The sequence below is a fragment of the Martinezella rhizogenes genome (assembly GCF_027460065.1).
GTDB lineage: Bacteria > Pseudomonadota > Alphaproteobacteria > Rhizobiales > Rhizobiaceae > Agrobacterium > Agrobacterium rhizogenes_C.
The window spans coordinates 121,268-135,426 of sequence record NZ_JAPYZZ010000012.1 but is presented as its reverse complement, the minus strand read 5'-3'; the positions used below and the strand labels follow the sequence as shown (position 1 = coordinate 135,426).

Genomic DNA, 14,159 nt, shown 5'->3' with positions numbered 1-14,159 from the left:
CGCCTGAAGGCCATGACGAAGCATTATCAGCGGCACCTTGGAGTCTCGCCGATGCCGGTCTCTCCCGGCCTGGGGGGATGGTTCAGGCTGCCCATGCGGTTCGACGAGGAGCCTCATCAAGGCCCTGAAATGCGGTCTGCTTACAGGGTTTGATACGTCGAGTTTCAGACAATACCATCACTAAGGCTCTTACAAGTGATCGCTGGCGCAGTTACCAGATTCATGATCACTGATCGCAATCAGGGTAGTTTCCCCCTGCAGTTTTGCCACCTTCGTTAACGCAATCCGGACATGGTTAGGCGGCGCGGTCGCCGCGTACGGGTTCATGACGACGCCGATTTAAACCGATCCATTTTCAGCGGCATGACCATGACCTGTATCCTGACGAACACATCGGCCGCGATGGCGCTGGCCACGTTGCGAACGATTGACGGCCAGTTGAACCGGAACCAGGCCATGGTTTCGTCCAGCTACAGGATCAGCAATGCCGTCGACAATGCGGCGTACTGGTCCATATCAACGACCATGAAGTCCGACGCTGGAGCAATGTCGGCCGCGCAGGACACAATGGCGTTAGGAGCTGCGAAGATTAAAACCGCCTATGCCGGCATGGATGCCACAATCGGGGTCGTCGATGCGTTCAAGTCCAGGATCGTCACCGCCATGGAATCCGGGATCGACAGGACGAAAATCCAGGGTGTCCTCGAACAACTCAAGCAGCAGGCGACGTCGATCGCCACATCTGCGAGCTTCAGCGGCCAGAACTGGCTCAACACCGACATTGCCAACATCTACGATCGGTCAGACAGCAGCACCACCTTCGCGAGAGGATTCGTCCGCCAAGGGCCGTCGGTGAGAATTACCACCACGGATGTTGACCTTGCCGATCTGTCCCTATTCAACACTACGGGCGGCGGCATTCTCCAGAAGGATGACCGCAGCCCCGGAACGATTGGTGACCTGCGCAACACAGACACCTTCACCTACGGCGGTACGGCCATCCAGAGCTTCACCTTCGACGGCCCGCTCGTCTTCACCGACGATTCGACCGCCATCACCTTCGACGTGATCCTCGATGCAGACCATCCGTCCAACACAACTTCACTTGGAGGCGGCGCCACCGCATCTACGGTATACGAGTGTTTCCGTTTCGAAACCTTTTAGAAGAATTTTCGCTGAATCTTGGCGTTGCGCATGCTTACTCACCGGAAAACTTCCCCATAGGTAGGATCGAGTCCTTTCAATTCTGTGAAGCAGACAACTCATACAGCAATGTGGACGGCATCCCCATGGTGAGGGACGCGCGCCAGACTATAGAGTCCAACCCTAGAATCGGGACGCGTTGCAAAGGCCTGTGCGCCAACAGTATATCGCCATCGCTGGAAGCAATTTTTTACTCGGGCCCTTCGCGAACGTGCCACGCGGGCGTGCGAAACCCCTATTACGATTGCGAACCTAGAAAGAGAACTCGATTTGATTACTCGAGAGTGACGATTCTCTTTGCCATACCCAGGCATCGAATTGGCGGCGCGAAAGCGACAGGAGGTCGGCAGCGCAGCAGAATACTGACCTGAGGAAATCGTAGTCGTCGTTGAGGACGCCCACCCTCCTAGCAAAAGTTCTGACGTGCCTGTCGACGGCAACGGAATCCAACCCGACAAGGCAACCCATGTAGTCGACTGTCTTGGGGCCGATTCCCCTCACACTCCGAAGGAGCTCGACGAACCTTGGCTGCTGCAGCTCCCCTCCGAGATCCGACACCGTCTCGATGGAATTGCCGTCCAAGAACCTGACCAGCGACTCGAAGCGCCCAATCTTTTCCAGATGTGTCCAGTTGAGAAATGCCGCGGTCTTCCCGTCGCCCACCACCGGGAGAAGCGCGCTTGTCCTGTCACACTGCGGGAACTGCGCGAGGATTGCTTCCACTCTCGGTCGGACGACAGAGTTGTAGTTCAAGCCAGCTTGCAGGACAGAGTCCGCCAGGAGAGCGCCCATGTGGTCGTAGACTGGTCGCGTCTCCTGTCTCTCGGTGTCAGCGCCCAGTTCTCTAGCGTAGTCGGCGACAAGACGTGCCGCAAGCAGCATTTGCACCGTCGTTGACTGCATCCTATCCAACCCTTGCATTGAGACCGGCGTCCTCTAGCGCATCGAGGCGATCAACACAATTGGGACAAGCGCCACAAGGAAACGTGCTGGCCGCCTGGCAGGAATAGGTCCTTCCGATCGGAACACCCAGTCGAACCGCCTCGCGCACAACTTCAGTCTTCGTTGAAAAACGGAAGGGCGACATGAAGCGGACAGGACCGATGTTATCGATCAGGTTGTCCAGGCCGTTCATGAACTCCGAGGTGCAGTCGATTTCCTTGGCGTGATTGCTGTTGATGAAGCCGGTGTAGACCTCAAGAATGCCGATCGTCTGCGCCCTGGCCGCGGCCGCGGCGAAGAACAGCATCGTCCGGTAGGGGACATACAGGTCTACGTCGCTCACCTCCTCCTCCCAGAGATCAGCCTCCTTTATGAGACGTGAGGGTGATCCCCTGAAGATGTCCGAAATGTCAAAGCGTTCCGGACGGCGGGAGGCAGCCGGAAGGACCTCGTTGACACGACTCCACTCCATTTCCACGCAATGCTGCCCGTAGTCGAAAAAGACCGGATGCACGTCGATGTTCTCGCTCCACAGCGAGTATGCGACGGTCGTTGAATCCAACCCGCCCGACGCCAGCAAAATGACTTTCTTCATTGTGAAGCCATCCAAAGTTTCGAAATTTCGATGAACAACCCATTGATGCAAATATCCAGATCATCAGAGTAGGCCGCGCTGCCACCGGCTACCATCGTGTTGTTGTTCTCCCGTCTGGGATCGAATGTGATCACAGGCTTCCCCTTTGCCATGGCTAACCCCATCTCGACCAAGGTTCCGGGGTCACGTTCCAAAGGAACAGCGAAGATCACCCTACACTCTTCAAGCAGCGCGATATCCTTCGCGAACATTGCCCGCAACACGGATGGCGAACTTCCACGCGGAAGCTCGCCGTTCTCCTCGATCGGACGACGAACGGTGAAGTTATGGTACTGCAGGGCTTCGACGGCACGGTCCACCTCCTGCTTGTCCACATAGGAGAAATCCGGCGCCGCAAGATAGATATGGAAGCTGGGTCGGGCATGCCATGGAAGCATGGTTCCGCCTAGATCCTGCATCTCCACGAGCGATAGGGCCAGTTCACGCCGCACGTCCTCTCGGAAATCGTCAGGATACGTTGTGACCGCATACGAGGTCGCCGCCCTCGCGCCCCGCCAAGCCGCTTCGTTCCAGCCCCGCTCCTGAAACCCGACCATCACTGCCGAGTAGACATCCCCGACACCGACGGAGTTCGCGGTGGCAGAGAGGATCGCGGGCACACTCTCAACTTCATGCGTGCGCAGGTCAAAGAGGCGGCTGCCGCCGCGGTTTTCCTTTAATAGAAAGGCCTCTGCGCCAAGCGCGGTGGCGGCCTTGATCATAGGTTCGATATCGATCGAACCAACGCGCTCGAAAAGTGGCGACGACGTCGAGATGGCAACCGCTCCCACCTGACTTGCAAAGCATTCGATCGACGAGAAATCGTCGGTGTCGTAGGCGACGTCGAAGCTTACACGCGCGGTTGCGGAAAGGAACCTCTTGATCTCGGAAAGGACGAACTTCCCCGGAAAAATTAAGACTTCCGAGAATGACTTTAGCGCGTCTCCCACCCCGAGGAACTCGACAGACTTTTCCTCGCGAAGGAGATCTTCATATCCCTGGTCGGAGACCTCGGTCGCATCACCGATTACGATGACGTTTGGACTGCCCTTCACTTCGCCTAGCCAGACGAATTGATTGCACCCATGGGCAGCGAGGAACCGCTGAGCTTGATCAACGATGTAGCCTGGACAAACAGCGGCGATGGAATAGGGTATGCCGCACGCCCACAATCCGCGCGCAGCATGCACGATCCCGCCGAGTCTGAGCTTGCACTCGGCACCCGGTCTGGCGACCGTGAAATCAACGATAATCTCACCGACGACAAGGATCGGAGAATCGCTGCTCGCGCTCATTTCGGTGTGAACACTGCTGACACGAACGGCATCGGGGCTGAGCCCGACGCGGTGACGGCGCCAACATATGAATAGCCCGCCCTAATGCATGCCGCGATGTAATTGTACGCCGTCGGAAGCGCGCCCACCTTCAGGCCGTCAGGAGCGACCGCAAAGATCCTGCGCTCAAGCACGAGTGTCAATTCGGTGCCAACAGGAGGTACCGTAGCATGCGTTGTGAAGTAGTCGCACTGCGCGACGTCCTCCAGAGAACAATCGAAGGACTGCCCGCAGCGATCGACCCCGCTGGTACCTCCGGTGCCGTTCGAATTCTTCACGCCGCTGTAGTCCGTAAGACGGCCAGATGTCCTGCTGCCCATTGATCGAAATCCCCCGATACCGATTTGCTACTACGCAACCTGAGGTGATTCTTCGATCTCTGCAACTAGCGGCTACAAGAAGACAATTGCACAACGATCCAGCGGCGGCCTTGGGGTGCACCTCGAGTGTCCCCGTTCGTTTTTGATAAATCTGCAACCATTAGAAGCTAATGACGTCCGACACCCCTTCCGGAAGGATTCCAACCATCGACCTCCAAGTTGCCTTGACGCTCTAGCCCCTGAGCTACGGTTTGAGGTGTCGGACATAGAAACGCTAACACAAGGCTTCGCCCGGTACATGCATAAAAAGAAGCAGTTCAGAAATTTTTGCATCCTCTGCGAGGAGCCCGGCCTGACGAAGGAGCATATCTGGGCTGACTGGCTTCGCAACCATATCCCGCGAACGCGTCAGCACGTCCGGCACACCGCATCACTTTCGTTCGGAAGCCCAGACGAGAAGTCACTACGTGCGGAGACCAGGAAGGGTAAGATTGATGGCCCGGGCGATCCACACTCAAGGAAGTTGAAGGTCCTGTGCAAGGACTGCAACAACGTCTGGGGAAGCGGACTTCAAGACGACATCAAACCAATTCTCATCCCGCTTCTGAACGGCGACATGTCCGGCCTCAATGAGCGCGACACGCCTCTGCTGAGTGCTTGGATCGCGCTGTTCGTCGCCGTTGCCGAGTACTCCGATCCGCCGACTTCCGCGATCACGCAGACACAAAGAACATACTTGAGAGAAGAGCGAACCGCTCCCCACGGTTTCCATATATGGATCGGATTTCACGATGGCAGCGAGCAAATGGTTGGCGCGTACAATCATTTCGGACTGACTTACGGGCCGACGTTTGTCGGCTATGCCGGTCCGATCAGGCCGAACACCTTTCCGAGCCAATCGACTGCATTCACCGTGGGCAAGCTTTTTTGCCTCTGCTTCAGTTCTAATCGGCAAACTCCTCCGCCTTGGGTAAGTGAGATCAAGCGATACCCGATGATAAAAATCTGGCCGCAAGAACAAGGATGCGTCTTGACGACCCCGAGAACAATGACTGTGAACGAATGCGATCACATCAGTCGCATCTTTGTTCCACCACTGCAGTGGGGAGACACACGACCTATGAGCGGGAGTCGTTGAGACGGACGTTAATCTCAAGCGACAGCTTTCCTAAGCGCGCACCTACTCCGTGACACAGTACGTCGCGCGCGGCACACTAGGTCACATACCCATAAAATAGTTTTCATTTTGAATGGATTATGATTCGCTGCCTCTGTTGATTTGGAGGCAGTGATGGCACGCTTTGATTTGACGGACTTCGAGTGGTCTGTGATTGACCGCTTCATCCGACGAAGGTTCGCGGGAAAAAGCGGGTTGATGACCGACGGGTAATGAACGGCATTTTCTGGCGGCGTCGGACTGGCGCGCCCTGGGCCGATAGACGATCACAGATATGAATATGAAGGACAACGTGGGAACAAAATCCCCGTCACTACCCAGCTCATTTTGGCTTGGAAAAGATATCCATCACCTCACATCCCCGAACTACGCCGCGATCAGCGATTGCCCGTGCAATCTCTTTCGCCTCCTGCCTCCGCTCTTGGATGATTATCGTCGCTCTCAACAGTTCGGCCTCCAGCAACCGCTCAACCCTCCGCCGCAGAACAGGATCATCACGCCGGAGTTCTTCCAGTTCCCTGGAACTCGAGACATCACAGTATTGCAGTGATTCCAGCCCCAGACTTGCGAGCATGATCGTAGCAATATCCGAAGCTCGCTGAAGATCGGATCCAGCGACGCCGCCCGAACCATCAAAAACATCACCAAGGATGACTTCTTCGGCAGCCATGCCGCCCAGCAGCATCGCAATCTCATCCAGATAGGACAGCCGGCTTCGATTTGGTGTGTAACTCCGTCGCCATTGCACGTGCCCGATACTCGCGTCCCGGTGGCTCGCCTCCCTCGCCACGACAATCATCTCGATCTCGGCCACAGATAGAACGGTACCGACGATCGCGTGACCGGCCTCATGTACAGATGCTGACCAAAGCTCGTCGTCGCCAACAGGTGCGATTGCTGGCACGACTGCAAGCACATCCGACACTCGGACTTCCCTGCCCTGGCGACGGGCCAAGCGGCGAGCATCCTTCGCGACCTGCGCGATGTCTGCGCCAGAATACCCACTTGTTGCCAGAGCAGCTTTAGTGAGGTCCTCCGGAGCGCTGGCAGCGCCCAGATGCATCGCAAGCATCTGCTCGCGAGCCGCTTGATCGGGAAGCTCGATCGCGATGTGGCGGTCAAGGCGGCCAGGTCGACACAATGCCGGATCGATATCGTTCGGAAAATTCGATGCAGCGATGACGATTACCCCTTCCCTGCCCGCGGATCCATCGAGCAGTTCGAGTAAGGCGTTCACCACTTGAAGACTGTAACTTGCATTGTCTCCTCTGAATGTCCGCCTGTCGCCGATGCTGTCGAACTCATCAATGAGGAGCACCGACGGAGCTGCGGCGGCTGCGTCGCGGAAACTCTTCCGCATTGCGCCCAGCATGTCGCCGAGATGTCCCTTGGATTGCCATTGCGCGCTTGATGTGCCGATAAACGTCGCCTCGCAGGAACGCGCGAGCGCTGATGCGAAAAGTGTCTTGCCGGTGCCGGGAGGACCGCTGAGAAGAAGCCCTGCATCCACATCACGCCATGCGATCTTGTCGGCCTTCCAGTCAGCGAGATCAACAACCAGATTCGCGGCCCAATCACGCGCCTCGCCGTACCCTTCGAGCTCCTCAACCAAAGGCTTCCAGGCCGCAGTTGCGGGAGCCTTCGATGCATCAGCAAGCTTCTCCAAGACGATTTCGATCGGCCGGCCTTTTCGCAACGCGCCGAACAAGAGGCTTGGAGTATATTGGCAGAGCTGGCTGGCCGCTTCGCTTGCAATATCCATCTGCCATACATTTTTCGCGGCCGAAATCAGGTGGTTCGGCTTGATGGATCCCACGTCAACAATGCGGTCCAAGGTGATTGCGATCTCAGGCACAAGCCTGGCTCCTTTCTCGACCAGGACCACAACAGCCGATTTTTGCGCGAGGACTTTCCCAGCGTCCTCGCAATATGTCTCCCCTCGCCTGCCCAACTCAATTGTCGTAACTGCGTAGCGGATCAAAACGCTGGTCTCTCGCAGAACCAATTTCGCCGCCTCCCGATAGGCCTCCATGTTGGCCTCGGGTGGCAGTACGAGACCGACGGCATGATCGATCTGTCCCTCGCTCATATAGACACCACACAACCTCAAAGCATTCTCGAGGGCGACGGCATAGCTAGCCGCTTCGAGCGAGGATTCCCGCTCGGCAGATCTGTTTGACATCTTCGCCCCCCTACTTCGCCACGCGCCTGACGACCGTTTCCGGTCCCAGCAGAGCTTCGTCGAGGTCGACTTCAAGGATGTTCTTGAGGATCATCGTTGCGATTGTTGGCATCGGCTTGCTTTCGCGAACGACAGAGAGGCATTCCGCAAGCGTTAACGTCCCCATTTCTTCCAACGCCGCGAGAATTCGGATACGATCACCCAACGGCGCATCATATCCAGCGTAGCGAATGAGATCCTTGGCATTTTGAATCCGGGGTGCGCCGACGAACTCGGAGAAGGACACCGCGAGATAGCGGTAGCCCTGCTTTTCGGCTAACCTGGCAATCCAACCGACGGTGCCGGCATCCGGTCGCCGGATATCCACGAGCAAGGCTTCGTTCTCCGTCTCGACAGCGAAATCGACATAGTGGTGTCGTGGGTTTCGTGCTTCGGAGTCATTGATAATCGGCTGCGACATGCAGCGCCATGCGGAGATCTCGGGGTCTAGGTCCAGCAAGCAGGCATAATCACGCGCTTCCCGCGAACGATAGAGTGGGCGCCCGACGCATTTGAGCGTCGCAGACGGAGTGAACGGGCGGTATTTTGCAAAAACGCAGGCATCATCACCCGCGACATGAGTGGACTCGGTCTTCATGACCTCACCTCCGACGAATAGCGATCTAGGCGACACCGGGAACGGTCCCGGTCTCCGTCAGCGTATTCGGAAGGTGTGCGTAAAAGTCTTGCTCATGGACGGAACATTTAGTGAACGAAGTTCTCGACGTCAACTAGGATTTGCCTGCGAGGTGAGAGCGAGTTTCACAAGCCGGGAACCATCAAGGCCGTTATGGCGCGAGAAGCAGAGACTTTTCCTGGATTTCGTGCCTGATGGCCTCAACGATTAAGCTATGTCAATCAGTGGAGTAACCCGAAGCAGCCGAAATTCGACACGTCATATCTTGTTGGTTTTGCCATCGCCGGTTACGGTTTCTCACCGTAGCTGCAGAAATCTCGATCAGGGATTGGGATCGTCATCCGCGGGGAGAGGACCAGGACGGGAGAACAACTCCTCCAGTGTCTGCTTTCCGGGTACGAACGTCACGTCAAATCTGCCGTCGGTGTCGATCAGTCTCTGAGTGCCGCGCGCTTTAGCTGCGTCCAGAACTTCCTGGATGCGGGCCTCGGCCTCGTGTCTCTGCCAATCGGAATCACGTGTCATCTGGGCCTCTCTCGGACGACATCATACCAGCCTGCGCAGTATAGCGATACGAATTGGATCGCACCTCGAATTTTTCAAGAAGAAAGTTTCTGACCACAGAAAGATATGAAAGTGCGGACAGACCCCATTCTTTTACTGGATACGGACATTGTCAGCCTTATGGGCCGCGTGAAGCCTCCGCCCGGGCTGCGTCCATGGCTCTTGCGTGTCGGCATACATCGTCTCGCACTCTGCTACCCGGTCATAGCAGAACTGCTGCGCGGAGCCCATCTTCGGTTGAAGGATGATCCACAGAGAGCGCTTCTTCTCGCCAACTGGGTCGATGAGCTCATCTCGATGGCCTTTCCGTTTCCGGAAATGACGACGGCGGTGGCAACTGTCTACGCGAGAATGACATCTGTCCCAGCCTTGCGGCACATGTGGACCGTTCAGCGCGGACAAAAAAGCAACAGGCTCGGACACGACTTGATGATATCCGCCGTCGCCATCGCGCACCGCATGCCGATACTTACAGCAAACGTCGATGATTTTCTTGAGATCAACGCGCATTTCTCGCTACCCGGCGTATACCATCCGATGGAGGTGCATTGGTACGTTGAGCCCGGCTTCGTTGTACCGCTTCCCGATTTCGACGCGGACGAACCCGATCCACATGAGAAGTCTCTTCCCAAGCTTGAGACGCCTAGCTCCCACAGTTCTTTCGAACCCGGAAACGATTTGCAATAGAGCCCGTCCCTAGGCGCTACTTGTTTGAGTGCTTGGCATTCCCCCACCTCTTCAGATTTTCTCTACCCTTCCCCCGGCAACGGCAGCTTTCGCGAGGCGGCCAAGCTGCTCTCTACGGCCTACATGAAGGCGCAATCCTGTCCCTCTTTCCCGCCGAGATACCTTGGAAAGCCGCTGGGCAAAAAAGTGAGCCGTAATGGGCGACCAAATACAGATTCAGCAGAAATCGTCCACCGAACTTCCAAACTCCTCTCCGATTAGTTCACAGAAGTGCTTCAAGGCACCCTGCAGGGTGTAGAACGTGTATTCGCTGCGGTGATAAAAATGAGCGTCATGGAGTGAAATATTAGCGACGGCCCAGTCCTTTATGCTGTCCCCGGCGAAACGGGTTAGCACGACCAGATCGTCGTCCCGAAGGCGATGGTCGACAATCAGACTGGTGGAGAACTGGTTACGCGCGAAGACGCCGCCGAACGAAAGCCTCGAGGCGTAGAGAAGGAGGGCATCGTCAGTGAACTCATCGGGGCAAGCAGGGAATTCAGTTGGGACCTTCCAGCGAACTTGCACGACCAGCGGGGTCAGCGAAGGGTAAAGCAGTTCTGACTTTTCGAGCATTTATCGATCCTATTGGCACTATCGTCGTTAGGCTCAACCTTTCCTAGAACTGCTAGCCGGTAAATACTTCTTTCCGAAAGAAACGGTCGCGGTGTCACTAAATGCATATGGCCTGGACCAACGCTATTACTATCGAGTGTTGCGCATCCGACACAAAAATCCCTCGGCTTTAATGGAAAGGAGACTTGCCGACTAACCGATGATTCGCGTGGGCTTAGCGCCGACTTCATGCGTATGCGCAGAATGACAGGCGAATGGCGGCCTTGTGCCCAATTCCCTCTTCAAGAATTCCCACTGATCGATTAGCGGGCGCGAGGCTGAAATAGGACCGTTTCAATCGAGGGACACTTCCGCCTTCCAAGCGTGCACCATCTGGGAAGAGCACGCGATCTCGCCGTTGGTATGACCGGCAACCTTCGAACAGAATAATTAGAATTTGATCGAATCTATTTCCGGGACAGAAGGGCCGCCCTGCTAGACAGCAATGGACAACAGAGGCTGGCGATGGCTGAGACGGCAGACAACACGACGAGCGAGGACCCGGGGGCGCTGATGAAGCGAATCCTGGCGAACCGCAAATCCGTTGCCAAAGCCCAGTTCGACATGATCGCCAGCATCGGCCGGATGCGCTCAACGATGAGTGACGACGATCTGCGCAGTTTCCTAGTTGTCGAATGCGGCATCCCGCGCAGCGATCTGCCGTCGATCTTCGCCTTCGAGGAGACCCTCGGATCCTTCGAGGCACTCCTGCGCAAGCGTTGCGTCCCATTCCACGTGTTGAAGACGCTGATCGCGACCGATGCCGATACCCGTCAAGCTGCGCTTGACGCTCTTGCAGACGGAACCGATATCGATATTCCAACCGTTGCCAGGCTCCGTCGTTTGACGATCCGCCGCAAGATCGGAGCGAACGCCTATGCCGAACGGGGCCGCCAGCGCGCGATGACGGCCGCGGCTTCAAAGCAGTCGCACCTCCGCGTCCAGGCGCTCGGCGAAAACGTCGCCACGCTCCTATCCGAGATTGACGAATTCACGGAGCGCTTTGTCGGGGAGCCACCCTGCGATCCGAACGAGGATGTCGTCGACCGGTCCGAGGCATGCATTTCTGCGGCCGTTAGATTGAGATCCCACGCAAGGATCGTGCTCCGTGAATTCAGGTCGGTCTATGGCGAGGTCGAACTGCCAGGAAAGGGTGTCGCCGGCTTCAGGAATGGGTCACATCGGCACAAGCTCGCCGCTGCCCATGAATCCCTGAAACGCTTCGCCGATGGGAAATTTGCGTGGTACGACAAGTTCAGCGGCTTTGCCTTCGAACAGGGCTATCTCTGGCAGACTGAGCTTCAGGACGCCCTCACCTATCTGCTTCCCTGCGATCCGGAACCGGATTCGGCGTCTGATGAAAATACTGAGGCCGCCAAGCCCCTGAGGTTTCTGGAAATATGTGCGGGTGCTGGCGGTCAGGCGATAGGCCTGCTCGGAGCGGGCTTCGAACCCGCGCGGCTCTACGACATGGATCTCAATGCCACTCGGACCCTGAAGAAAAACTGGACGTGGCCCGTCACCCGAAAGCGCCTGGAGAAGGTTTCGGACAGGGACCTCCAACAGTTCCAAGGCATCGATCTGCTTGCCGGAGGCGTGGAGTGTAGACCGTTCTCTCAAGCCGGGAAAAAACTCGGAGCAAACGACAGCAGGAATCTCTTCGATGAGGCGATCCGATATGTGAAGGTCGTCAGACCTCGCGCTTTCTTCTTCGAGAACGTCGAAGGCTTTACGGACAAGAAGTTCCTCAAATATCGCGCCAGCGTCTTCCAGCGGCTGAAGGCGCTCGACTACCGCATCGGCCTGCACAAGCTGAACGCCCGCGACTTCGGGCTCGCCCAGTCGCGCCCGCGGTTGGTGTTGGTCGGCGTGCACAAGGACGAACCCGGACTGTTCTCCCTGCCGAAGGACGGGATTACCACTACTATGGGAGAAGCCCTCGCCGACGTGATCTTTCCACATCGCGGGCTGGGTGATGTCGTCTACGACCAGTGGGCGGAAAATTGGCTCGCGAATTACGGAAGCAAGGTCTCCACCACGGTCACGTCGAGCCTCTACAAGAACAAAGGCAAGATGAAGCGGAGATGGGAGAACCAACTCGGCTTCACCGTCGACCCGAAGCATGTCGGTGATGGACCGGCCCCGCTCGGAAGCATCGAAGACCCAACAACCCGTCCCTATCTGACCGTCGATGTTGCCCGGGTGCTACAGGGGTTCCCTCGGGCGTGGAAATTTGAAGGCAAGGCGGACCGTCAGTTCCACCAGATCGGAAACGCGTTCCCGCCGCAGATGTCGAAGGCGGTGGGCCTGGCCATCGTGCGGGCGCTCTCGGGCCGAATGCCAAATTCGATCGACGCGCCACCGCTTGTCCCCTTCAGCGAATCCTTGATCGGCGTGAAGGGCGTGACGCCGAAGGGCTCGACGAAGTTCATGCTGAACGCAATGACGTTTGAAGACATCGAGGAGTTGAGGGACACTTATGGCGCGAAGTTCCCGGACCTGTCCAAGCTTGGGGCCCAAGCGAAGAGGAACCGTCTCGCCCGAAAGCGCAACGCGCGTGAATATCTGCAATCCCGGCAAAGCGGCGGGCAAGTCATAGAGACTGCCGAGGCTGAGGAGCCGTCCACTCCCTGAAATGTTTTCCAATTGCCCTCTGGATTTCAAACGGCGCAGGATGCTCCAACCGCCTGACCTGCTTCCCGTCCACGTAAAGCAGGCCTACGCCGCTTTCTCTCCACGCGAAGCTGACCTCGCGTCCGGCGGAATCCTGGACCGTGAGCGTCTCCACTTTACCATCGGTCGAGAAGGCTATCTCGGGACCATCTGGGCCGCATAGATCGCTGAACTCCTCGTAAGCCATCGCCACTTCCTGCGAGATCTCCTTGTCGCTCTCATGCAAGGGAACAAGAACGACGTCCTTCAGATAAACGCCGATCGCGTTGACGAACAGGGCCATGTCGTCCCCCTCCAGGTATTGTTCCTGCTCAAACTGCCTCGGAATGTACCCGAACCACCCATCATCCCCGAATTTCACCTCGGTATTGATTTCGGCGGTAACCTGGACGTCCTCCCACTCCGCCCGATCCTTGCGTGTTTCGGCTTTGCCCGGGACGTAGAGTTCGACTGGTAGCCTCCAGCCGTTCGGATCGCGCGTCCTGAACACTAGGGTCAGTCCGCCATCTCCGCGCTCTCCACGCATAACGAGATTTCTCTCGGTCAGGATATGCCCGTAGCGCTCCTTCGCCTCGATCATGATCTGCGTGAAATATCCCATGGATTCGACCTCCCTGCTGGTGCGGGAAGGATCCGTTGCATGGACGCAAGGGACAAACCGGGTTGAAAGGATTCATCGCTCGAAGTTCTCTCAATTGTTGACACGAGAACTTAAGAAGAATATTTAACAATATGATATAGCTTCATATTTTTCTGTAGACGCCGCGCCTGCAATGTGCCTTACTACTCACGCCCGATGAGGCGCCGGAGGTACCGATGATAAAGATATCGATATCCGTGAAGGGTCAGGTCTGACGCTGACGCCACAGGTGCGCCCCGGCACCGCGTGAGGGGAGCTTGATGCTTCCGAACGGGCGACCTCCGAAGAATTTCACTATTTCTAACGATGCAGCCTTAGGTCGGCGGACAAGTTTCCGAGCGTCATTTAGGAACGACATTGTAGCTAATGACTGCGATGGAGTTTCACGATGTACCCAGCAAATGAAGTCATCCCCCTGCGCCTGCTAACCTCTGCCGTGGTCCTCGTCATAGCCTGATTTCCCGCCGACATTT

At 56.8% G+C, this 14,159-nt stretch carries 12 protein-coding genes and 1 pseudogene; 5 read left to right on the top strand and 8 right to left on the bottom strand.

The window, feature by feature from the left end; genetic code table 11:
* The first annotated feature begins 369 nt into the window (after positions 1 to 369).
* The gene (locus O8B93_RS18500; protein WP_269711391.1) at positions 370 to 1,164 is read left to right on the top strand and encodes a flagellin N-terminal helical domain-containing protein; all 795 of its coding nucleotides are present in this window, start codon (positions 370 to 372) and stop codon (positions 1,162 to 1,164) included.
* 291 nt (positions 1,165 to 1,455) lie between these two features.
* Here O8B93_RS18500 and O8B93_RS18495 read toward each other — a convergent pair whose 3' ends face one another.
* The 3 genes from O8B93_RS18495 to O8B93_RS18485 are packed head-to-tail and all read right to left on the bottom strand — an operon-like array spanning position 1,456 to position 4,074.
* Positions 1,456 to 2,085, bottom strand: coding sequence for an HhH-GDP family DNA glycosylase (locus O8B93_RS18495; protein ID WP_269711390.1), 630 nt, complete (start codon positions 2,083 to 2,085; stop codon positions 1,456 to 1,458).
* Between the two features lie 22 nt (positions 2,086 to 2,107).
* The gene (locus tag O8B93_RS18490; RefSeq protein ID WP_174039179.1) at positions 2,108 to 2,740 is read right to left on the bottom strand and encodes a 7-cyano-7-deazaguanine synthase; all 633 of its coding nucleotides are present in this window, start codon (positions 2,738 to 2,740) and stop codon (positions 2,108 to 2,110) included.
* On the bottom strand, positions 2,737 to 4,074 hold the full coding sequence (locus O8B93_RS18485; protein WP_269711389.1) for a nucleoside 2-deoxyribosyltransferase: 1,338 nt from the start codon (positions 4,072 to 4,074) through the stop codon (positions 2,737 to 2,739). The genes O8B93_RS18490 and O8B93_RS18485 overlap by 4 nt, the downstream gene beginning before the upstream one ends.
* Before the next feature lie 657 nt (positions 4,075 to 4,731).
* On the opposite strand from O8B93_RS18485, the gene O8B93_RS18480 reads away from it, so the two are divergent.
* On the top strand, positions 4,732 to 5,571 hold the full coding sequence (locus tag O8B93_RS18480) for a hypothetical protein (protein WP_269711388.1): 840 nt from the start codon (positions 4,732 to 4,734) through the stop codon (positions 5,569 to 5,571).
* Between the two features lie 153 nt (positions 5,572 to 5,724).
* Positions 5,725 to 5,870: pseudogene (locus tag O8B93_RS18475) on the top strand (transposase); the annotation flags it as partial.
* A 62-nt stretch (positions 5,871 to 5,932) separates the two neighbouring features.
* On the opposite strand, the gene O8B93_RS18470 reads toward O8B93_RS18475, so the two are convergent.
* The 3 genes from O8B93_RS18470 to O8B93_RS18460 form a co-directional block, all read right to left on the bottom strand.
* Positions 5,933 to 7,792 carry an AAA family ATPase gene (locus O8B93_RS18470; RefSeq protein WP_269711387.1) on the bottom strand — a complete coding sequence of 620 codons (1,860 nt, stop codon included), beginning with the start codon at positions 7,790 to 7,792 and terminating at the stop codon, positions 5,933 to 5,935.
* A gap of 10 nt (positions 7,793 to 7,802) precedes the next feature.
* The gene (locus tag O8B93_RS18465; protein ID WP_269711386.1) at positions 7,803 to 8,429 is read right to left on the bottom strand and encodes a hypothetical protein; all 627 of its coding nucleotides are present in this window, start codon (positions 8,427 to 8,429) and stop codon (positions 7,803 to 7,805) included.
* Between the two features lie 360 nt (positions 8,430 to 8,789).
* Positions 8,790 to 8,993, bottom strand: a complete 204-nt coding sequence (locus O8B93_RS18460; RefSeq protein WP_269711385.1) for a hypothetical protein — start codon at positions 8,991 to 8,993, stop codon at positions 8,790 to 8,792.
* Positions 8,994 to 9,098: 105 nt separating this feature from the next.
* Between O8B93_RS18460 and O8B93_RS18455 the strand changes: the two genes are divergently transcribed.
* The gene (locus O8B93_RS18455; protein ID WP_269711384.1) at positions 9,099 to 9,719 is read left to right on the top strand and encodes a PIN domain-containing protein; all 621 of its coding nucleotides are present in this window, start codon (positions 9,099 to 9,101) and stop codon (positions 9,717 to 9,719) included.
* Between the two features lie 216 nt (positions 9,720 to 9,935).
* Here O8B93_RS18455 and O8B93_RS18450 read toward each other — a convergent pair whose 3' ends face one another.
* A complete protein-coding gene (locus tag O8B93_RS18450; protein ID WP_269711383.1) occupies positions 9,936 to 10,334 on the bottom strand; it encodes a hypothetical protein in 399 nt (132 codons plus the stop codon).
* Between the two features lie 504 nt (positions 10,335 to 10,838).
* On the opposite strand from O8B93_RS18450, the gene O8B93_RS18445 reads away from it, so the two are divergent.
* A complete protein-coding gene (locus O8B93_RS18445; protein ID WP_269711382.1) occupies positions 10,839 to 13,007 on the top strand; it encodes a DNA cytosine methyltransferase in 2,169 nt (722 codons plus the stop codon).
* Here the strand turns inward: O8B93_RS18445 and O8B93_RS18440 are convergent.
* Positions 12,967 to 13,647, bottom strand: coding sequence for a hypothetical protein (locus O8B93_RS18440; RefSeq protein WP_269711381.1), 681 nt, complete (start codon positions 13,645 to 13,647; stop codon positions 12,967 to 12,969). The genes O8B93_RS18445 and O8B93_RS18440 overlap by 41 nt on opposite strands.
* Positions 13,648 to 14,159 lie beyond the last annotated feature (512 nt).